This is a genomic window from Bacillus sp. N13C7 (assembly GCF_026790065.1).
GTDB lineage: Bacteria > Bacillota > Bacilli > Bacillales > Bacillaceae > Bacillus.
Map to the genome: position 1 here is coordinate 31335 of NZ_JALAMO010000019.1, position 20966 is coordinate 52300.

The 20966-nt window shown below is 46.4% G+C and carries 23 protein-coding genes; 12 read left to right on the plus strand and 11 right to left on the minus strand.

Features of this window, described 5'->3' with window-relative positions:
* Nucleotides 1-42 precede the first annotated feature (42 nt).
* Nucleotides 43-1191: a response regulator aspartate phosphatase RapC gene (gene rapC / locus MOB98_RS18275; RefSeq protein WP_268360862.1), complete on the plus strand. Its 1149-nt coding sequence runs from the start codon at nt 43-45 to the stop codon at nt 1189-1191.
* Entirely contained in the window at nt 1175-1297 is a 123-nt protein-coding gene (phrC, locus tag MOB98_RS18280) for a phosphatase RapC inhibitor PhrC (RefSeq protein WP_003224994.1), read from the plus strand. Before rapC ends, phrC begins: the two co-directional genes overlap by 17 nt.
* Nucleotides 1298-1388: 91 nt before the next feature.
* Here the strand turns inward: phrC and MOB98_RS18285 are convergent, their stop codons facing one another.
* Both MOB98_RS18285 and MOB98_RS18290 read right to left on the minus strand, forming a co-directional pair.
* Complete coding sequence (locus MOB98_RS18285; RefSeq protein WP_268360864.1) at nt 1389-1499, minus strand: YjcZ family sporulation protein; 111 nt, start codon at nt 1497-1499, stop codon at nt 1389-1391.
* 140 nt (nt 1500-1639) lie between these two features.
* Nucleotides 1640-3004, minus strand: coding sequence for an aspartate kinase (locus MOB98_RS18290; protein ID WP_268360865.1), 1365 nt, complete (start codon nt 3002-3004; stop codon nt 1640-1642).
* Nucleotides 3005-3387: 383 nt separating this feature from the next.
* Here MOB98_RS18290 and yclN point away from each other — a divergent pair, with 383 nt between their 5' ends.
* Genes yclN through MOB98_RS18310 form a run of 4 tightly spaced genes read left to right on the plus strand, consistent with a single transcriptional unit; the run spans nt 3388 to nt 7008 of the window.
* Complete coding sequence (gene yclN, locus MOB98_RS18295; RefSeq protein ID WP_268360866.1) at nt 3388-4338, plus strand: petrobactin ABC transporter permease YclN; 951 nt, start codon at nt 3388-3390, stop codon at nt 4336-4338.
* The gene (gene yclO / locus MOB98_RS18300; RefSeq protein ID WP_268360867.1) at nt 4331-5278 is read left to right on the plus strand and encodes a petrobactin ABC transporter permease YclO; all 948 of its coding nucleotides are present in this window, start codon (nt 4331-4333) and stop codon (nt 5276-5278) included. Before yclN ends, yclO begins: the two co-directional genes overlap by 8 nt.
* Nucleotides 5272-6030, plus strand: coding sequence for a petrobactin ABC transporter ATP-binding protein YclP (gene yclP, locus MOB98_RS18305; RefSeq protein ID WP_268360869.1), 759 nt, complete (start codon nt 5272-5274; stop codon nt 6028-6030). Before yclO ends, yclP begins: the two co-directional genes overlap by 7 nt.
* A gap of 21 nt (nt 6031-6051) precedes the next feature.
* Nucleotides 6052-7008 (plus strand): siderophore ABC transporter substrate-binding protein, encoded by a 957-nt coding sequence (locus MOB98_RS18310; protein WP_268360870.1) that lies wholly within the window; start codon nt 6052-6054, stop codon nt 7006-7008.
* A gap of 45 nt (nt 7009-7053) precedes the next feature.
* Here MOB98_RS18310 and MOB98_RS18315 read toward each other — a convergent pair whose 3' ends face one another.
* From MOB98_RS18315 to MOB98_RS18330, 4 genes are all read right to left on the minus strand, one after another.
* Nucleotides 7054-8472, minus strand: a complete 1419-nt coding sequence (locus tag MOB98_RS18315) for an MDR family MFS transporter (RefSeq protein WP_268360872.1) — start codon at nt 8470-8472, stop codon at nt 7054-7056.
* Nucleotides 8473-8491: 19 nt separating this feature from the next.
* Complete coding sequence (locus tag MOB98_RS18320; RefSeq protein WP_268360873.1) at nt 8492-9370, minus strand: TetR/AcrR family transcriptional regulator; 879 nt, start codon at nt 9368-9370, stop codon at nt 8492-8494.
* A gap of 162 nt (nt 9371-9532) precedes the next feature.
* Nucleotides 9533-10282, minus strand: a complete 750-nt coding sequence (nfsA, locus tag MOB98_RS18325; RefSeq protein WP_268360874.1) for an oxygen-insensitive NADPH nitroreductase — start codon at nt 10280-10282, stop codon at nt 9533-9535.
* Between the two features lie 16 nt (nt 10283-10298).
* Nucleotides 10299-10586 carry a putative quinol monooxygenase gene (locus MOB98_RS18330; RefSeq protein WP_019713321.1) on the minus strand — a complete coding sequence of 96 codons (288 nt, stop codon included), beginning with the start codon at nt 10584-10586 and terminating at the stop codon, nt 10299-10301.
* Between the two features lie 140 nt (nt 10587-10726).
* Here MOB98_RS18330 and MOB98_RS18335 point away from each other — a divergent pair, with 140 nt between their 5' ends.
* Nucleotides 10727-11041, plus strand: coding sequence for an ArsR/SmtB family transcription factor (locus tag MOB98_RS18335; RefSeq protein WP_003234476.1), 315 nt, complete (start codon nt 10727-10729; stop codon nt 11039-11041).
* Between the two features lies 1 nt (nt 11042).
* Here MOB98_RS18335 and MOB98_RS18340 read toward each other — a convergent pair whose 3' ends face one another.
* Nucleotides 11043-12482 (minus strand): PLP-dependent aminotransferase family protein, encoded by a 1440-nt coding sequence (locus MOB98_RS18340; RefSeq protein WP_268360876.1) that lies wholly within the window; start codon nt 12480-12482, stop codon nt 11043-11045.
* Between the two features lie 105 nt (nt 12483-12587).
* On the opposite strand from MOB98_RS18340, the gene gabT reads away from it, so the two are divergent.
* The 4 genes from gabT to gdh all read left to right on the plus strand — a co-directional run bounded on the left by gabT (nt 12588) and on the right by gdh (nt 17145).
* Nucleotides 12588-13898, plus strand: coding sequence for a 4-aminobutyrate--2-oxoglutarate transaminase (gabT, locus tag MOB98_RS18345; RefSeq protein WP_268360877.1), 1311 nt, complete (start codon nt 12588-12590; stop codon nt 13896-13898).
* A 68-nt stretch (nt 13899-13966) separates the two neighbouring features.
* Nucleotides 13967-15355 carry a succinate-semialdehyde dehydrogenase gene (gene gabD / locus MOB98_RS18350; protein ID WP_268360878.1) on the plus strand — a complete coding sequence of 463 codons (1389 nt, stop codon included), beginning with the start codon at nt 13967-13969 and terminating at the stop codon, nt 15353-15355.
* A 122-nt stretch (nt 15356-15477) separates the two neighbouring features.
* Nucleotides 15478-16341, plus strand: a complete 864-nt coding sequence (gene glcU, locus MOB98_RS18355; RefSeq protein ID WP_268360879.1) for a glucose uptake protein GlcU — start codon at nt 15478-15480, stop codon at nt 16339-16341.
* An 18-nt stretch (nt 16342-16359) separates the two neighbouring features.
* On the plus strand, nt 16360-17145 hold the full coding sequence (gdh, locus tag MOB98_RS18360; RefSeq protein WP_268360881.1) for a glucose 1-dehydrogenase: 786 nt from the start codon (nt 16360-16362) through the stop codon (nt 17143-17145).
* Nucleotides 17146-17188: 43 nt separating this feature from the next.
* Here the strand turns inward: gdh and MOB98_RS18365 are convergent, their stop codons facing one another.
* Genes MOB98_RS18365 through ycnK form a run of 3 tightly spaced genes read right to left on the minus strand, consistent with a single transcriptional unit; the run spans nt 17189 to nt 20049 of the window.
* The gene (locus MOB98_RS18365; RefSeq protein ID WP_268360883.1) at nt 17189-17803 is read right to left on the minus strand and encodes a DUF1775 domain-containing protein; all 615 of its coding nucleotides are present in this window, start codon (nt 17801-17803) and stop codon (nt 17189-17191) included.
* A 13-nt stretch (nt 17804-17816) separates the two neighbouring features.
* Nucleotides 17817-19442 carry a copper resistance CopC/CopD family protein gene (locus MOB98_RS18370; protein ID WP_268360884.1) on the minus strand — a complete coding sequence of 542 codons (1626 nt, stop codon included), beginning with the start codon at nt 19440-19442 and terminating at the stop codon, nt 17817-17819.
* A 34-nt stretch (nt 19443-19476) separates the two neighbouring features.
* Nucleotides 19477-20049 (minus strand): copper uptake transcriptional regulator YcnK, encoded by a 573-nt coding sequence (gene ycnK, locus MOB98_RS18375; protein WP_088111542.1) that lies wholly within the window; start codon nt 20047-20049, stop codon nt 19477-19479.
* A gap of 164 nt (nt 20050-20213) precedes the next feature.
* On the opposite strand from ycnK, the gene MOB98_RS18380 reads away from it, so the two are divergent.
* A complete protein-coding gene (locus MOB98_RS18380; protein ID WP_268360885.1) occupies nt 20214-20567 on the plus strand; it encodes a hypothetical protein in 354 nt (117 codons plus the stop codon).
* A gap of 40 nt (nt 20568-20607) precedes the next feature.
* On the opposite strand, the gene MOB98_RS18385 is transcribed toward MOB98_RS18380, so the two are convergent.
* On the minus strand, nt 20608-20931 hold the full coding sequence (locus MOB98_RS18385) for a transposase (RefSeq protein WP_419901043.1): 324 nt from the start codon (nt 20929-20931) through the stop codon (nt 20608-20610).
* Nucleotides 20932-20966 lie beyond the last annotated feature (35 nt).

Genomic DNA, 20966 nt, shown 5'->3' on the forward strand with positions numbered 1-20966 from the left:
AAAATATGACATAAACAGTTTTTGATGGGAGAGGGTGAAGGAATGAAGAGCGGGGTAATTCCTTCTTCAGCGGTCGGTCAAAAAATTAACGAGTGGTACAAATATATCCGGACCTTCAGTGTGCCGGATGCCGAAGTGCTAAAAGCTGAAATCCAGCAGGAACTGAAACACATGCAGCACGATTCCAACTTGCTGCTTTATTATTCACTAATGGAATTCCGCCACCAGCTAATGCTTGATTATCTCGAGCCGTTAGAGAAATTAAATATCGAGGACCAGCCAAGCCTGTCTGAATTATCAAGAAACATCGACAGCAACCAGGCAGATCTCAAAGGGCTGCTCGACTATTATGTGAATTTTTTCCGCGGGATGTATGAGTTTGATAAGCGGGAATTTATTTCTGCCATTACATATTATAAACAGGCGGAGAAAAAACTTTCCTTTGTCGCAGACCATATTGAACGGGCTGAATTCTATTTTAAAATCGCGGAAGCCTATTATTATATGAAGCAAACGTACTTTTCGCTGATCAATATAAAAAACGCCTATGAAATATACGTGGAGCAGGAAACCTATAATGTGAGAATCATTCAATGCCATTTCGTGTTCGGGGTCAATCTGATGGATGAAAGGAATTTCGAACAAGCCGCCCGCCATTTCAAATTGGCGCTCGAAATGGCCGAAGCAGAACAAAAAGCCCAGCTTGTCGGAAGAGCGTATTACAATCTCGGATTATGTTATTACAATCAAGAACTTCTCGACCCTGCCATTGACTACTTCGAAAAAGCGGTTTCCACGTTTGAAAGCAGCAGGATCATCAATTCGCTGCCGCAGGCCTATTTTTTAATCACCCTGATTTATTATAAGCGGGGAAAACATGAGAAAGCTTCGGAATATCACAAGCGGGGCTATGAATATGCTAAAGAAACAGACGATGCAGACTACGCCGTAAAATTCGAGTTTTTGAAATTCCTATATCAGGATCAGCCCAATGTCGAAGGAATCGAACGATGTTTCCAATACTTAAAAAATAAAAATATGTACGCTGATATAGAGGATTTAGCCCTAGAAGTAGCAAAATACTACTATGAACAAAAATGGTTTAAGCTGTCTGCTTCCTACTTTCTACAAGTTGAAGAGGCAAGAAAACAAATACAAAGGAGTGAAGGTTTGTATGAAATTGAAATCTAAGTTGTTTGTTATTTGTTTGGCCGCAGCTGCGATTTTTACAGCAGCTGGCGTTTCTGCTAACGCGGAAGCACTCGACTTTCATGTGACGGAAAGAGGAATGACGTAAGAACCAGCCCCTTCTCATTGAGAAGGGGTTTTCCTTTTCAAAAAACACCGCAAGACATAGTCTTGCGGTGCCCGCAGAGACAGTCAGCAGCTTAGTAGCTTCCAAAAAACGCAGCCCCTACGATAATTAAAAGAATAAACAATACAACGATTAAAGCGAAAGAATTGATGCCGTAACCGCCGCCGTTAGAGTATCCTGACATAAGGTTTCACCTCCCTATGAAGGATACTATAAGATATGCAGAAGGCATCAGCTTGTCAGGGATAATAGTGGACAAGAAAAAAAATGAACAATTCGGCTATAAAAAATAGCGGGCACTGCCGCCCGCTATTTTATGTATGACTAAGAGATCAGCACGGCCGCGAAAAATTCTTGGTACAACGCTTGAACGGCTTTTCTTTCTTCGGCTTCCTTCACCCCGAACATCATGCTCACTTCAGAAGACCCTTGGTTAATCATTTCGATATTCACCTTCGCCTCTGATAAAGCTTTGGCTGCTCTTGCCGTTGTGCCGACATTGTGGCGCATCGCTTCTCCAACAACCATGATCAGTGCAAGGTGGTGCTCGACAATCACCTCGTCGGCGTGCAGATCCTCTTTGATCCGTTTGATGACGCTGCGCTCAGTGGCTGCATCCATTTGCCCCTGCCGCAAGATGATGGTCATGTCATCGATCCCCGATGGAACATGCTCATATGTCAAACCGTGCTCCTCCAGAATTTGAAGGGCTCTGCGGCCAAATCCGATTTCTCTGTTCATTAAATACTTGCTGATATAAATGCTGCAAAAGCCGGTATCACTGGCAATGCCGACGACAGGCCCGTTTGTGTTATCCCGTTTGCTGACGACGCGAGTGCCTTGTGCTGACGGGTTGTTCGTATTTTTGATTTGGACGGGAATCCCCGCTCTGAATGCCGGGATGAGCGCTTCATCATGAAACACTGAAAAGCCCGCGTAGGACAGCTCCCGCATCTCTCTGTATGTCAGCTCGCTGATTTCCTTTGGATGCTCAACGAAGGATGGATTGACAGAGTACACAGCATCCACGTCTGTAAAGTTTTCGTACAAATCAGCATGAAGTCCGTTAGCAAGAATGGATCCGGTAATATCAGAGCCGCTCCGTGAGAATGTGATCACATCGCCTTCCTTGCTGAATCCGAAAAAGCCGGGAAAAATGATGAGGCCGTCGCGTTCCCGAAGGCGATAAAGGTTTTGATAGGATTCAGGGAGAACTTGCGCGTTGCCGGGTTCATCTGTCACAAAAAGGCCGGCATCCTTCGGGTTCACATATTCCGCTCTGACGCCTTTATGGCGGAAATAAGCGGCGATCAGTTTGGCGTTGTTATCCTCACCGCTGGCTTTGACTGCGTCAAGATACTGCTCGGGATTGCTTTTCTCTCCTTCTAAAAGCGTAAACAGATCATCCCGGATTTTGTCGATAATGCCATACTCCAGCTGAAGCTCATTTGCGATGAGGGCATACCGTTCCACTACAGCTTCCGCCAGTTCAGGGGCACTCCCTGCTGCCAAATATTGTTCTGCACATGCGATTAAGAGATCAGTCACTTTCGTATCCTCAGCGTAGCGTTTTCCGGGAGCCGAAACGACTACAGCTTTCCGTGCCGGGTCTGAGGTTACGATGTGAAACACTTTTTCAAGCTGGGCGCCTGAAGCGAGTGAGCTGCCTCCGAATTTAACGACCTTCATGTTTACATCTCCTAATGTTTAAAATTTTCACACAAATTTAGTATTTATTATCTCTCTTTCAGTTCTGTAAATCAAGGGGGAATTTCTTTCTGGAACGAACATTTGTATTTTCCACGAGGAATATTGTCAGGTATGCTAACCGTATAAATGCGCCATAATGATAAATATGGTAAGCAATCTACGATTTGGGATGGAAAATGGTTAGAATTATTAGTAAAATTGATAAATGACTAGGTTAATATTTTTAAAGAATATTGACTAACTCTAGAAAAATGGTAATATGTAAATGATAATGATAATCAATTACTATATGGCCATATTGTTTTGAGTCCTTGCGGAGTAGGAGATACGTTCTTTTTGCTGTAAGGATGTAAGGAGGCAGCATGAAGCTACGTTACTTATTCATTCTACTTATCATATTAGCAGTCACATCTGTATTTATCGGCGTAGAAGATCTGACGCCGCTTGATCTCTATGATTTGAGCAAACAAGAGGCATCAACGCTGTTTGCAAGCCGTTTGCCGCGATTGATCAGCATTATCATCGCGGGCTTAAGCATGAGCATCTGCGGTTTGATTATGCAGCAGATCAGCAGAAACAAATTTGTGTCACCGACAACGGCGGGCACGATGGATTGGGCCCGGCTCGGCATTTTAATTTCCTTGCTGCTGTTTACATCCGCCAGCCCTTTAATCAAAATGCTGGTTGCGTTTGTCTTTGCTCTGGCAGGAAATTTTCTGTTTATGAAAATCCTTGAAAGAATCAAGTTTAACGACACCATCTTTATTCCGCTCGTCGGTTTAATGCTCGGGAATATCGTCAGTTCAATCGCGACATTTATCGCATATAAATATGACTTGATCCAGAATGTGTCATCATGGCTTCAGGGAGACTTCTCTTTAGTCGTGCAAGGAAGATACGAGCTTCTTTATCTGAGTATTCCGCTCGTCATCATTGCCTATATATATGCGGATAAATTCACATTGGCCGGTATGGGAGAAAGCTTTTCTGTCAACCTCGGCCTGAAGTACAAGCGGGTAGTGAACATCGGGCTCATTATCGTGTCCCTGATCACGTCTCTTGTCATTTTGACTGTCGGTATGCTGCCGTTTCTCGGTTTAATCATCCCGAATATTGTATCGATTTACAGAGGAGACAATCTGAAGAGCAGCCTTCCGCATACTGCGCTGTTGGGAGCGGTTTTTGTGCTGTTTTGCGATATTTTGGGCAGAGTCATTATCTTCCCTTATGAAATCTCGATTGGCCTGATGGTCGGAATCATCGGCAGCGGCATTTTCCTGTTTATGCTGTTAAGGAGAAAAGCGTATGCGTAACCAGATGAAAATTGCGTTGCTCGTTGGTTTAGCCTTGATATGCATTGGCTTGTTTCTGTTTTACGACTTAGGCAATTGGGATTACACCCTGCCGAGACGAATCAAAAAGGTCGCTGCCATTGTGCTGACAGGGGGAGCGATTGCGTTTTCGACCATGATCTTTCAAACGATTACGAACAACCGCATCCTGACGCCGAGCATCTTGGGCCTTGATTCTCTCTACATGCTGATTCAGACCGGCATTATCTTTTTGTTCGGGTCTGCAAATATTGTCATCATGAATAAAAACATCAACTTTATCATCTCTGTTCTGCTGATGATTCTGTTTTCCCTTGTTCTGTATCAGATCATGTTCAAGGGAGAGGGGAGAAATATCTTTTTCCTTCTGCTCGTCGGAATCGTGTTTGGCACGCTGTTCAGCAGCCTGTCTTCCTTTATGCAGATGCTGATTGATCCGAATGAGTTCCAAGTGGTGCAGGACAAGATGTTTGCCAGCTTTAACAACGTCAATACGGATTTGTTATGGCTCGCGTTCATCATTTTCCTGCTGACAGGCATTTATGTCTGGCGTTTTACAAAGTTTTTTGACGTGCTGTCGCTCGGGCGAGAGCACGCCGTGAATTTGGGCATTGACTACGACAAAGTGGTGAAGCAGATGCTGGTCGTGGTTGCGATCCTTGTTTCTGTTTCAACCGCGCTAGTCGGGCCGATTATGTTCTTAGGCCTTCTAGTCGTCAACCTGGCGAGAGAATTCCTGAAGACATATAAGCATTCATACTTAATCGCAGGCTCCGTCTTCATCAGTATCATTGCGCTTGTCGGAGGGCAGTTTGTGGTTGAGAGAGTGTTTACCTTCTCAACGACGCTGAGCGTCATTATTAATTTTGCCGGCGGGATTTATTTTATCTACTTGCTGTTAAAGGAGAATAAATCATGGTAGAGGTCAAAAATGTAAGCAAACAATACGGCGGGAAAGTTGTCCTTGAAGAGACGTCAGTCACCATACAAAAAGGCAAGATTACCTCGTTTATCGGTCCTAACGGCGCCGGCAAAAGCACGCTGCTGTCTATTATGAGCCGCCTGATCAAAAAGGATTCCGGCGAGATTTTTATAGACGGGCAAGAGATTGGCTCCTGCGACAGCAAAGAGCTTGCCAAAAAAATGAGCATTTTGAAGCAGGCGAATCAAATCAATATCAGGCTCACCATCAAAGACCTCGTCAGTTTCGGCAGATTTCCGTACTCACAGGGCCGGCTGACAGAGGAAGACTGGGTTCATATCAACCAGGCGATCGGCTATATGAAGCTGGAAGACATTCAGGACAAATATCTGGATCAGCTGAGTGGCGGACAGTGCCAGAGGGCATTTATCGCCATGGTCATTGCCCAGGACACCGATTATATCTTTCTGGATGAGCCGCTGAACAACCTGGATATGAAACATTCAGTTGAAATTATGAAACTGCTGAAACGGCTGGTAGAGGAGCTTGGAAAAACAATCGTGATCGTCATTCATGATATCAATTTCGCATCCGTCTACTCCGATCATATCGTGGCTTTGAAAAACGGCCGAATCGTAAAAGAGGGCCCGCCTGAGGAGATTATAGAAACCTCTGTGCTTGAGGAAATCTATGATATGACAATCCCGATTCAGACGATTGATAATCAAAGAATAGGTGTTTATTTTTCTTAAAATATAGAAGAGGTGAAAAGCATGAAAAAGTTTGCATTATTATTCATCGCTTTGGTGACGGCTGTTGTCATTTCTGCATGCGGAAACCAAAGTACAAGCAGCAGCAAAGGTTCTGATTCTAAAGATGAACAAATCACAGTGAAACACCAATTAGATAAAAACGGCACAAAAGTGCCAAAGAATCCCAAAAAAGTCGTTGTATTTGATTTTGGCAGCTTAGATACGTTAGATAAACTTGGTCTTGATGATAAAGTAGCGGGCCTGCCGAAACAAGCCCTTCCTAAATATCTGTCCAAATTCAAAGATGACAAATATGCTGATGTCGGAAGCTTAAAAGAGCCAGACTTTGAAAAAGTAGCGGAGTTAGACCCTGACTTGATCATTATCTCAGGCAGACAATCTGAGTCTTACAAAGAATTCTCTGGAATTGCGCCGACGATTTACCTTGGCGTAGACACAGCGAAATACATGGAATCATTTAAATCAGATGCACAAACAATCGGAAAAATCTTTGATAAAGAAGATGAAGTAAAAGACGAACTTGCAACAATTGATAACTCAATTGAAGATCTTAAGAAAAAAGCTGAAAAGCTGAACAAAAACGGTCTTGTGATTATGGCGAACGACGGCAAAATCAGCGCCTTTGGTTCTAAATCAAGATACGGCCTGATCCACGACGTATTCGGCGTGACTCCGGCTGATAAAAACATCAAAGCATCTACTCACGGACAAAGTGTTTCTTATGAGTACATCTCAAAAACAAACCCTGATTACTTGTTTGTTATTGACCGCGGTACAGCAATCGGAGAAACATCATCTACAAAACAAGTTGTTGAAAATGATTATGTCAAAAACGTAAACGCAGTGAAAAATGATCATGTCGTTTACCTTGATTCTGCTACTTGGTACTTATCAGGAGGCGGACTTGAGTCGATGACGCAAATGATTAAAGAAGTAAAAGACGGTTTAGAGAAGTAAAACCAAAAAGAGCCTCCGCTTAATAGCGGGGCTCTTTTTTATGGATCAGCGTGCCGGCTGCTGTTCGGCAGGCCGCTGAGGTTTCTTTAATGTGAATGAGAGAAGGAAGCCGGCAAGTGCAATGCAGGCTGCCACGATAAAAGCGGCGTTCATGCCGTGCAGGGCGGCGTGCTTCACATTTGTCGTGCCTGCGTGAGCCGCCTGGTTGCTCATCACGGATACCAATAGTGCGGTTCCGATCGAGCCGCCGACTTGGCGAATCGTGTTGTTCATCGCTGTTCCGTGCGGAATCAGATGGCGCGGCAGCGCATTGATTCCGGCTGTCGTCACCGGCATCATGATCATGGCGGTGCCTAAGAGACGAACGGTATACAACACTACAATCCAAGCAAGTGATGTATGTTCGGTCAGCTGCATAAATGGCAGCGATGTCAGGAAGATGATGCAGAAACCGGCAATCGCCAGCCCTCTTCCGCCGACACGGTCAAAGATTCTGCCGATAATCGGTGACATGAAGCCCATCACGACGGCTCCCGGAAGAAGCATAAGCCCTGTATCAAAAGCTGTGACGTCTCTGACGTTTTGTGTATAAAGCGGCAGGATGGTTTCCGTACCGATTAATAATGCAAAGACAAGCGTTCCAAGCAGTGTTGTTAAGCTGAACACGCCAAACGTAAAGACACGGAATTCGAGCATCGGTTTTTCAAGCTTCATTTGTCTTGTAATAAACAAGAGCAGTGCGATGATACCCACCAGCAATGATATCAAGACGGTTGAACTGGTCCAGCCGTAAGAGCCGACGCTTGAGAAGCCGTACAGAAGGCCGCCGAATCCAAAAGTTGAAAGGATGACTGATAGAATATCAATCTTTGTTTTTCTTAAAGTCGTCACGTTCTTCATCAGAATGCTGGCAAGAATTAAATCAATCACAGCAAACGGAAGAATGATATAAAACAGTGATCTCCAAGAGAAAGCTTCGACTGCCCATCCGGAAAGAGTCGGTCCGATCGCAGGCGCGAACGAGATGACCAATCCGACCATACCCATGGCCTGGCCGCGCTTTTCAATCGGAAAGATCGTCAGGAATACGGTTTGCATGAGCGGCATCATAATCCCGGCTCCGGCCGCTTGAATAATGCGGGCTGCCAGCAGAACCGGGAAGTTCGGCGCGAACGCTCCGACGACTGTTCCGGCAGTGAAAATACTCATCGCTGTAATGAGCAGCGCCCGGCTCGTGAATTTCTCAATTAAAAAGGCGGTAATCGGAATTAAAATCCCATTGGTTAACATAAACGAAGTGGTCAGCCATTGCGCTTGGTTGGCATCGACATTGAAATCCCTCATGATATGGGGAAGTGCGGTAATTAACAGCGTCTGATTCAAAATCGCGACAAACGCCCCTGCTAACAAAATGCCGACAATGACAGAACGGTTAAAAGGTTTTTGTTCAATACTTGTGTCCAATACATATCCCTTCTTTTCTCTAAGTAATTAACAGTGTTTTTAACATCGAAACGGGCTGTGTTAAAACACCGGTTTGTTCCAGATAGCCAATCAGTGATTTGAGTAAAAAAGTGCGGGGTTCTTCCTTCTTCGCTTCTTCCTCCAGCATGGCGGCTGCGGATGCCAGTTCATCTACGTCATAGTCCGCGGCTGGCAGGGAAGAAATGCTTTTATGTAATTCCTTCAGGCTTTCCGACAATAGGGCTGATTTATCCTTTGGCTTGCAGGAGGATGCTGAATGAATATAAAGCTCGATGGCTTCATGCGGAAGAAGAGACTGCCGGGTTTCCTTGTTTTTGACAATCTGATTGAGGGTGCTGATGATAAACTCCGCGATCGGGTCAAGCTCAAGCGGTTTTTCCTCTATTTTGATCAGCATTAAAAACTCACGCATCATGCCGTGAAGAATGATCACCAAATCCCACACAAACGGGAGAATGGCTTCTCCATACGCCTGGATCAGCGAATCGCGGTGCCAGCAGATAATCGTTGATCTGGTCTGATAAATATGCTGTTTGACCCGGTCATTATGCAGCTTGGGATTTCCGTAGGTCAGCATATTGAAAAACTGCTGATTCCGCCTGAAGCCTTCCAGCTCCATTTTGACCTTTTGCGTCAAACGCTCCTCCGGTGTCAGTGAAGTATTTTCCTGCAGTCTTGAGGCCGCGGCCACCATTTGTTTCTGGTTAAATGACAGCAGCTCCAAAAGCAGATCTTCCTTAGATTGAAACAGCTTATATATCGAAGCTTTTGACATCTTGCATTCTTCTGCGATCGCCTGCATGGAAACAGACGTAAAATCCTTTTCCGAAAAAAGCTTTCGCGCAGCTAGCAAGATATCTGTTTTTTTATCAAGCATCTCATGGCTTCCTTCTTTCTTGAACATTAGAAAACCCATTGGTTCACAGAAAACCAATGAGTAACAATGAAAAAATTTTACCAAATAAACTAAATAGAAGTCAATGGATTTTAACCGGACAATTGAAAGGCCTGCCGGAAAATCCGACAGGCCGGGTGATACTTATTTTTCAACTTTAAATCCTTGTTTCTCAAGCATTTCACGGATATGCGGATAGTACAGGCGCTCATAGTAGGAAGCGATGCTCTGTGACCAGTTTCTCGTTTCTTTTCCGTTTGTCCGTTTATTCATGTATTCAGACATCTGCTCATCATATGCCTGAATGTGAGACGTCAGCTCATCTTGATTCAAATATGTTTCCTGATGATTGACTGCTTCCTGCGGAAGGCGCGGTTTTTTCGCTGAACGGTCGGCAGGATGGCCAATAACAAGGCCGGATAAAGGAAACACGTATTTCGGAAGCTCAAGAAGTTCGATCAGCTCTTGAGGGTTTCCGCGAACCGCGCCGATCGGAACTGTGCCAAGTCCGAGTGACTCAGCCGCTGCAGTGGCTGTGCCGAGGGCGATGCCAGCGTCTACTGCGCCGACAAGGACAGATTCTAAGCCATTTGTGATTTCCATTTTGAAATCATTCAGATCCTCAAGCGCGATTTTGGCCCGGTTGAAGTCTGCGCAGAACAGCAGGAAAACAGGAGCCTGGTCAATCCAAGGCTGCCCGCCTGCAAGCTCGGAGATTTTCTTTTTGCGCTCTTTATCCTGCACTGTGATCACAGTCACTTGCTGCCCGTTGATAGAAGATGGCGCTGATTGCACTGCTTGAATGATTTGGTCCAATTGTTCCTGGGCTACAGGCTCGTCTGTATAGCTGCGAATCGAGCGGTGGTCTGTTAATGATTTGATGACTTCATTCATATGGGACACCCTTTCCTTATTCGCTAAGCTCTGTGCGGACAACATCAAGAGGAGCGCTCAGCAGTTCTTTTCCTTTTGCGACAAATCCTTGGAAATGCGCAGTTTCATTGTGGAATTTCATCGCTGCTTCATCTTTCCATTGTTCAAGCATCACAAATGTATTTTCTTCTCCTACTTTTTCAAACAGGTCGTATTGCGCGTTGCCTTCCTCAGCTCTTGAATGCTGAACAAGCGATTGCGCCTCGTTCAAAAATTCCTCGCGTTTTTCTGGTTTTACTTTGATATAAGCCTGTAATACGATCATCTCAATCTCCTCCATCGTTATGCTGAATTTATTGTTCGAATTTAATCGAACTAACTGTAACATGTAATCAAAATGAGGTAAAGAAAAAACCCTTAAATAGTAAAATTGTCATTCTAATAGTTGTGTGATACATTTGTGTCATGAACATTCCAAACCATCCAGAAACAGAAACGTTGCAGCTGACAAAGGTCCTTCACGCACTGAGTGATCCGCTTCGTTTAGAGCTCGTCAAGCAATTGGCTGAAGCGAAAGAAAAAACGTGCAGCACATGTGCGGATGTACAGGTTGCCAAATCGACCTTGTCGCATCATTTTAAAGTGTTAAGAGAATCAGGCATCGCTCAAGTTCGCATAGAAGGAAAGCGCCGATATTATTCGCTTCGGGCTGAAGACCTTGAAAAGGCATTTCCGGGCCTGCTTGAAGCTGTGCTGAATGTGGACCAGGACCGCTGGTGAATCAATCCCCTTTACCGGGGATTTTTTTATGGCCGTAAACCGCTTTGAAAAGCCTCTGGACACCCTCCTGAATGTCTTCTTCCTTCAGCCGTGCAAAGCCGATGATGAGAGCGGGCCTGCCCGAATGCCGCTTGTTTTCCTCCAAGTCAAATCGGCTCATTCCAAAGATTTCAAGCTGCTGGCCGGCAGCGTCTGCCAGGATGTCTTGTTCGGTACGGCTGGTTGCAAATTCGGTTACAAAATGCAGTCCCGCATTTGCCCCTTTTACGGTAACCTCTCCGCTGAACTTTGTTTCTAAAGCGGTGATCAGGCGTTCTCTCTTTTCTTTATAATGCTGCTTCATTTTTTTTATATGCTTCTGGTATTCTCCGGACTCGATAAATTCCTGCAGGGTGAGCTGTGTAAGAGACGAGCATGTCTGCAAATCATAGCCCCGCTGTTTGTATGTACGCAGTAGCTCAGGCGGCAGCACCATATAGCTGATCCGCAAGCCGGGGAGAAGGGACTTTGAAAAGGTTCCCATATAGATGACATTTTGAAAACGGTCGAGGCTTTGAAGCGCCGGAATGCTGTCTACATCATATGTGAATTCACTGTCATAATCGTCTTCAATAATATAGCGGCACGGCTCCTCGGCCGCCCAGTTCAGCAGCTGAATTCTTCTGGATACAGGCATAATTGTTCCGGTCGGAAATTGATGCGACGGGGTCGTCACCAGCACATCAAGCTGCTGCTTGCTGATTTCAGCAATTGACATGCCTTTTTCATCCAGCATGATCGTCTTCACCTCTTTTCCGGCGTGTTTTAATAGCTGGTACATACGCCTGTAACCGGGCTCCTCCATCGCATACACTGCTTCTTTAGGCAAAAGCTCAGCCAATAGCTGCATGAGCACCTGTGTGCCTGCCCCTATGACGATTTGTTCCGGCCGGCATTTTACGCCCCGCGTCAGGGAAATGAGCCTGCTGATGGCCGCTCTCACTTCATATATCCCTTGCGGATGCGACATATCACCGAGCGTACGGTATGAGCGAGAGGCCGCTTTTTGCTCGCAGCGAAACCAGCTTTTGATCGGAAAATGGTCTGTATCGGCACTCATGTGTGAAAACGAAATCCAATCGCTCTGATCCATGTGGGCCTCTTTCAGGTCATCCGGCAGTGTAAACGGGGGGTGCTCCTCGGCAGAAAACATGTCCAGCTTCTCCACGAAAAACCCCTTTCGCTCAATGGCGTACAAATATCCCTCGGCCAATAGCTGCTGATAGGCTGAATTCACTGAGTTTACACTGACCTTCAGCTTTTCAGCCAGCTCCCGCTTGGAAGGAACCTTCGAGTGGGGCAGCAAATTGCGGCTGAGAATTTCTTTTTTCAGCTTTTGATAAATTTGCTGATAGATGTAATCGGCTTGTTCTGAGCGGTCGAGTGTGATTGTGATGTCCATATGCAGCTTCTCCTTCTGATACCATCAAAAAGTTATAATTGGTACTTTTCATCATACCAAAAAGAAATCAGAATGATAAGAAAATAACGACAGGGGGACATTTACATGAGTCAAACAACAGCAAGCGTCACAACTGCCCAGTGGCAGCAAAAACGGGATCAATTTGTGTCAAAAGGTGTGAGCAACGGCAACCGCAGTCTGGCGGTTAAAGGAGAAGGGGCTGAGCTGTACGATCTGGACGGCCGGAGATTTATTGATTTTGCAGGCGCCATTGGAACGTTAAACGTCGGACACTCGCATCCGAAGGTGGTAGAAGCAGTGAAGCGGCAGGCAGAGGAGTTGATTCACCCGGGCTTCAATGTCATGATGTACCCGTCTTATATTGAATTAGCCGAAAAACTGTGCGGCATTGCTCCAGGCAGCCACGAGAAAAAAGCGATCTTCCTGAACTCAGGGGCGGAAGCGGTCGAAAACGCTGTGAAAATCGCCAGAAAGTATACGAAGCGCCAAGGGGTTGTCTCGTTTACGCGCGGATTTCACGGGCGCACGAATATGACGATGAGCATGACGAGCAAGGTAAAACCTTATAAATTCGGCTTCGGGCCTTTTGCGTCAGAGGTTTATCAAGCGCCGTTCCCTTATTATTATCAAAAGCCGGCGGGCATGAGTGATGAAAGCTATGACGACATGGTCATCCAAGCGTTCAATGATTTCTTTATCGCTACAGTCGCGCCTGAAACGGTAGCGTGTGTTGTGATGGAGCCAGTGCAGGGAGAAGGCGGGTTTATCATTCCTTCGAAGCGGTTTGTACAGCATGTCGCCAGATTCTGCAAAGAACATGGCATTGTGTTTGTCGCAGATGAAATTCAAACAGGCTTTGCCAGAACAGGCACTTATTTCGCGATTGAGCACTTTGATGTAGTGCCTGATCTGATTACGGTTTCTAAATCGCTTGCGGCAGGCCTGCCATTAAGCGGTGTGATCGGCCGCGCGGAAATGCTTGATGCAGCGGCGCCCGGAGAGCTGGGCGGCACGTATGCGGGAAGTCCGCTTGGGTGCGCGGCGGCGTTGGCTGTTTTGGGCATTATTGAAGAAGAAGGCCTGAATAAACGTTCTGAGGAAATCGGCAAGATTATTGAAGAAAAAGCGTTTGAATGGAAAACAGAATACCCGTTCATCGGTGACATCCGCAGACTCGGGGCAATGGCGGCAATCGAAATCGTCAAGGATCCAGACACGCGTGAGCCTGATAAAGCGAGAGCGGCAGCCATCGCAGCGTACGCGAATCAAAACGGATTACTGCTGCTGACAGCCGGGATCAACGGCAATATCATCCGCTTTCTGACACCGCTGGTTATTTCAGATGAGCTTTTGAATGAAGGGCTCAGCATCTTAGAGGCGGGCCTGCAAGCTTAATTATTGGAAAGAAAACGGCTGGGTCTGCTATCATTTTAAGTAATCACGACAAGAAAGGAATGTTCAATATGCCAGATCAATTAACGGTCTACAACCCGGCTACGGGCGAGGAGATCAAAACGATTCCTCAGCAATCAGCCAAAGAAGTAGAAGAAGCCATTGAACGTTCACATCAAGCGTTTAAAACGTGGTCTAAAACATCAGCGAACGAAAGAGCGTCTCTTTTGAAAAAATGGTATGAGCTGATTGTAGAACATAAAGAAGAACTTGCAGATTTAATTACAAAGGAAAACGGAAAACCGTACCAGGAAGCAGTCGGCGAAGTGCTTTACGGCGCAGGCTATATCGAATGGTTCGCAGAGGAAGCGAAGCGCGTGTACGGAAGAACGGTGCCTGCTCCGACAACCGGTAAACGAATTGTTGTCACACGCCAGCCGGTCGGCCCTGTTGCTGCCATCACGCCTTGGAATTTCCCGAATGCGATGATAACGCGGAAAGCGGCGCCTGCTCTTGCTGCCGGCTGTACATTTATCATCAAGCCGGCACCGGACACACCGCTGTCTGCCTATGAGCTTGCGCGCCTCGCATATGAAGCGGGCATTCCGAAGGATGTTCTTCAGGTTGTCATCGGTGATGGAGAAGAAATCGGAAATGTGTTCACAAGCAGTCCGAAAATCCGCAAAATCACGTTTACAGGATCAACACCAGTAGGAAAAATCCTCATGAAAAACAGCGCGGACACCGTGAAACACATCTCCATGGAGCTCGGCGGACATGCACCGCTGATCGTGGATGAGGATGCAAATATTGATCTTGCCGTTGAACAAGCGATGGTGTCCAAATACCGCAACGCGGGTCAAACCTGCGTATGTGCCAACCGCCTGATCGTTCATGAATCCATCAAAGATGAATTTGCTGCGAAACTGAGCGAGCAAGTGTCTAAGCTGAAAGTCGGAAATGGACTTGAAGAAGGCGTCAATGTCGGCCCGATCATCAACAAAAGAGGCTTCGAAAAAATCGTCAGCCAAATTGATGATGCGGTTGAAAAAGGCGCGAAAGTGATTGCTGGGGGCACATATGACCGAAACGATGACAAAGGGTGCTACTTTGTGAATCCGACAGTGCTCACCGATGTTGATACGTCCATGAATATCATGCACGAGGAAACATTCGGCCCGGTTGCGCCGATCGTCACGTTTTCTGATATTGATGAAGCGATTCAGCTTGCCAACGATACACCGTACGGTTTGGCTGCTTACTTCTTCACAGAAAACTACCGCCGCGGCATCTATATTTCCGAGAATCTTGAGTATGGCATTATCGGCTGGAATGACGGCGGACCGTCAGCGGTTCAAGCGCCATTTGGCGGAATGAAAGAAAGCGGCATCGGCCGTGAAGGCGGTTCAGAAGGCATTGAGCCGTACCTTGAAACAAAATATATGTCCATTGGTTTGTAAAAGAATGCAAGCTCCTGAGAGCTGCCGGATCTTCCGGCAGCTCTTTTTGTGTTCCGGCGAATAATCACAACAATTCCAGCCAAAATAACAGCAAATACATTTTGAAAGAAGGTTCCCCAACAATGGATTTATTATTGGCTCTTCTCCCGGCTTTGTTTTGGGGGAGCATTGTTCTCTTCAATGTGAAATTAGGCGGCGGGCCGTACAGCCAGACCCTGGGAACGACGATCGGGGCGCTCATTGTTTCGATCGTGATTTACTTTTTTGTTCAGCCCGTTCTGTCACTGCGCATTTTTATTGTTGGAATCGTATCCGGCTTATTTTGGTCACTTGGGCAAGCCAACCAGCTGAAAAGCATTGAATTGATGGGTGTATCTAAAACAATGCCGATTTCCACAGGAATGCAGCTCGTTTCCACCTCGCTGTTCGGTGTGATCGTGTTCCGCGAATGGTCAACACCGATTGCGATTACGCTTGGCATTCTCGCTCTGATCTTTATCATTGTGGGAATTATTCTCACATCTTTGGAAGATAAGAAGGATAAAAAAGAAGGCGAGCCAAGCAACTTGAAAAAGGGCATTTTGATTCTCCTTGTCTCGACTCTTGGTTATTTGGTTTATGTCGTCGTGGCTAGGTTGTTCAATGTGTCCGGCTGGTCGGCACTGCTGCCGCAGGCGATTGGCATGGTGGTTGGAGGGTTGGTTTTAACCTATAGACACAAACCCTTTAACAAGTATGCGATCCGAAATATTCTCCCAGGTTTAATCTGGGCAGGCGGAAATATGTTTTTGTTTATTTCTCAGCCGCGAGTTGGCGTTGCAACAAGCTTTTCCCTATCTCAAATGGGAATTGTCATTTCTACGCTCGGCGGCATATTCATCCTGCGTGAAAAGAAAACGAAACGCCAGCTGATTGCTATCGCGATCGGGATCATCTTAATTATTGCTGCCGCTGTATTTTTAGGGATTGCCAAAACAAATTCATAACAATTGAGGAGGATGTATATGTATCCGGATTTAAAAGGAAAAGTCGTCGCTATTACAGGAGCTGCATCAGGTCTCGGGAAAGCCATGGCCATTCGCTTCGGCAAGGAGCAGGCAAAAGTGGTCATCAACTATTATAGTAATAAACAGGACCCGAACGAGGTAAAAGAAGAGGTCATTAAGGCGGGCGGTGAAGCCGTTGTCGTCCAAGGTGATGTCACGAAAGAGGAAGATGTACAAAATATCGTGCAAACTGCCATTAAAGAATTCGGCACACTCGATATCATGATTAATAATGCCGGACTTGAGAATCCTGTGCCATCTCACGAAATGCCGCTCAAGGATTGGGATAAAGTCATCAGCACGAACTTAACGGGTGCCTTTTTAGGAAGCCGTGAAGCGATTAAATATTTCGTAGAAAATGATATCAAGGGAAATGTCATCAACATGTCCAGCGTGCATGAAAGAATTCCATGGCCGCTATTTGTCCACTACGCGGCAAGTAAAGGCGGAATTAAGCTGATGTCAGAAACATTGGCTTTGGAATACGCGCCGAAGGGCATTCGCGTGAACAATATCGGGCCAGGTGCGATCAATACGCCAATCAATGCTGAAAAATTTGCTGACCCTAAACAGAAAGCAGATGTAGAAAGCATGATTCCGATGGGCTATATCGGTGAACCGGAGGAAATTGCCGCAGTGGCAGCATGGCTTGCTTCGAAGGAATCCAGCTACGTTACAGGCATCACATTGTTTGCGGACGGCGGAATGACGAAATATCCTTCTTTCCAGGCAGGACGCGGTTAAATAAAAAAGCGACCCAGACATGACATCTGGATCGCTTTTTTTATTATGCACGCTTTTTCTTTACAAGAGCCGCTACAGATAAAATTATGGCAGCCGCAGACAGCACAATCGCTGTGATGTCTAGAGCAGAAGAGCCTGAGTTGTCGGAATCGTCTTCCGTTTTCGTTGCGCCGTGCTCATCTGTCACTTGCTTTGCAGCGGTAATGTTTGTAATGGAATGAGGTGTATCCGCATCCTCGTCACCTGTCCACTCAACTATGCTGCCGTCTTTGTAGTATTGGTAGGCGTCCCAGGCGGCTTCCTCGGCTTTTCCAGGGTTTTTGGCAACAAAGGTAAACTGCTGGAACTGTCCTTCCTGAATGCCGCCGCCAGTTGCTTCCCACGTCACGGATACTGATTTGTCATCATGTTTCTGAGTGGATACCTTCCAGCCCGGGATTGGCTCGTATTGCTGGAATTCAACATCCTTTGGCATCTTGAGGACAACCTTTGTTGTCGGCAGATTTTTCTCAGAAGGAACCTTCATTATATAAGTCTCCCAAGAGCCTGCAGCGGATTCAGCAGGCTTTACAGTAACGTGCGCGCTGGCTGGGGCCGTAAAGAATAAGAGGGAGCCAACAATAGCGGGACATAGTGTGAATGCGATTTTTTTCAACAACTTAAACACTCCTTTAATTGGTCTTTGTAAAGATGATATTGATTTCGTTAAAGTCTCCGGTCAGCCCGTGGACTTTGACCTTCCAGTTGCCCTTTTCATTAATGGACAGGTTTTCATCCTGGAAAACGCCTTCTGATGTCTCTTTTAATTGAAACGTGCTTTTGTTTTCACTTCCTGACAGGCCTGTTTTATAAACGGTTAGCGTAATTTGCTGGATGTTTTTCACCGGGTTGCCGTTATGGTCGGTGATTCGCAGCTCAAATACGTTTTTGCCTGGCTGGTTCGGGCTGATGCTGAGAGACACGCTTTGCCCGTTTTCAATGGCTTTTGTTTGGTAGAACGGTGTTGGCGCAGGCTCAGGCGGGCTTGGCAGACTTGTAAACACGGCCGCTGTGATCAATACGGCGATGCCGATTGCCCATTCCGCTTTCAGCGTTCGGCTGATTCCTGTGCGGCGCTGCTTTCTGGTCAGCAGAAAATGAACCGCGCCTAAGACCAGCATCAAAACAAACAATCCGCTTTTCACTAAAAGAGCTTGCCCGTACGCAGTATGAAACAGTGAATCCATCGAACGAATGATAAAAAAGCCATTAAGCAAGCCTGAAAACAAAATGACGCCGACGGCAGTAAGCGCCCACGGGGAGAACCGTCTGACCGTTTCCCATGCGAACGTTTTATCAGGCTGCTTCCATTCTTTTGCGAGCAGCAACACGAGTGCCGCTACCCCGCCGACCCAAATGGTAGCGGAAGATAAATGAAGGAAATCCATCAAAATGCCGACCGCTTTTTCTTCAACGACAGCTGCATGCCCGGTAAATGCTTTGGCAAGCAGGAGAGCGAAATAGAAAATGAGCGGCGCTGTCCAATAGCTGAAGGACGAAAAGCGGTTTTTTCGTATCGCAGGGATTACAGACAGTGCAAGCAGCACATACAGCACGGTCTGTATGATCCAGATGGTGCCGCCGGCAGTCTCAAACAGTGTTTCTCTGATGTAGCCCGGCTGGAAGGCGCTGCCCCAGCCGCCGCCCGCGTTTGCTTTTGTCTGAATCGGAAGCTGAAGCAAAAGCGCCAGACCCAGTGCGGTGATGGAGACTATCAGGATGCGCCTTGTCCGTTTGGTGAGCTGTTCTGAGTTCCCTTTATACCAGAAGAGATGGAAGAAAACCGTCCCGATAAACAGAGATAAGGCTGTATACAGAATGGCACGGTCCGTGGCTGTTCCCAGATTCAGCGCGGAACCGGCTGCTTTTTGGCCGCTGAATCCGCCATCCGCTTTTCCGATGCTGAATGGAATGACGCCGGAAACAGGATGCCCGTCTGCGGACACGGCGTTCCATTCGGCCCTGTACACATCATGCGGCAGATTCTTTTTCAGCTTCACCGTCATGATGTGATTGTTATCTTTTTTAATTTCAGTCTTGTCCAAATCCACCCGATCGCCGTTTGAATTATAAACTTTAATGTAATGAAACCCTTCTTCAACCGGTTCATTAAATTCGATTTCCACCTGTGCTGGGGCGCTTTTTAATTCGCTGTTTTCCCCAGGTGAAGATTTGACAATATAGGCGTGAGCAAAGCTTGTTTTCGGCAGGAAAACAAGAAAAAGCAGAAGGATGATCCACCATCTGTTTTGCTTCATCACTCAAACACCACCTTCCGCTGTATATGTTGTGTTATGTCTTGGTGCAGGTGCAGCGCTTTTTTCTGTCTTGAAGCATGTCCTCCAGCGCCTGGTCGAAGGTGCGGACGGCTCCGCCGAATCCTTTTTGAAACCGTTCGGCATGGTCGAGTGTCGCAAACGGAATCGCCTGCGGCTGGCAGCAGTGCAGGTTTAATTCAGCGTTGACGACGAAATAAGCCGAACCGGCACTGACCGTTGTGTGTAACAGAAAATCTCTGCAAATCAAGTGTGAAACCTCTTCCGTTTTATCTGCGTAACGCAAGAACGCGCAATGTGCGCAGCATAGCTGTTCAATGTCTTGGTTTACCGTAATCAGCTGAACCGAATGGGCCTGATTGACCGGCTTCAGACAGTAGCTGCACATATGATCTGCTTGAGGTGTCCGGGCTGGGAGCGTGATGCCGCCGGCCGTTTTAATGACCTGATTTGACTGAACCAGCTGATTGACATCTCTGTATACCGTCATTTCCGAAACGCCAAACCGTGCGCTGATATCAGAAATTCTGAGCGCGCCTTCTTCTTTCAGCCACTTCAGTATGTGTTGCTGTCTATTAATCGGAAGCATTCATACATCCCCTCCATTAAGATCTATTTAAGCGTAGAGGATTTTGGAGACAGAGACAAGTAAGCTGATGATAAAAAATGTGAAAATGTGTTGAACAGCAACAAAACGAAACAGAAGGGACTCTGGTATAATAGACATATGGAATGGAAAGTGAGGAATACCCTATGAAAGAAACCCTATGCCCGAACTGCGGCAAACCTTTGACAGGCGACATGGTCAGATCGTCAAATGTACCTTGTCAATTTCGCTGCGGACACTGCCGGGAACGGCTTTATGAATATAAAGTATCAGCACCGATTATGCTGGTGTCATTAGCAGTCATCGTGCTGCTCATTTATCTGCTGCTGCTCCTTCGCAATGCGGCAGGCTCAATGCTGCCGGCCGTACAGCACGTGCCGATGGCCGTGTTTGCGCTCGTATGCGCCTATCCCGTTTTTATTGTGAGTGAGCGTATGATCGCAAAGTACGTGATTCAAAACGGCAATATTATTTATAGAAGAAAGAGAAAAGGCTCCTGATACCGGTCTTATCCCTGTCAAGTAGACAGCCACAAAAAGCCTAAGCAACCAGTGTGTTACGGTATTCTACCGGAGCACACTGGTTTAATTTTTTCTGGAATCGTTCGTGATTATAGAATTGAATGTAATCCTCAATGCTTTTGTGAAGCTCTTCTTCGGTTTGACACGTCGAAAAATATGCATTCTCTGTTTTGAGATGCGAGAAAAACGATTCGATACAGGCATTATCTAGGCAGTTTCCCTTACGGGAATGGCTGCCTTTCAAACCAACGGTTTCAAGTCGCTTTTGATATGCTTTTGTTGTATATTGGAAGCCTTGGTCAGAATGGAGGATAGCTCCCTGGACGTCCCGTTGGGCTGTCATACTTTCCACTGTATAAGATCATTTCGTTTTGACAG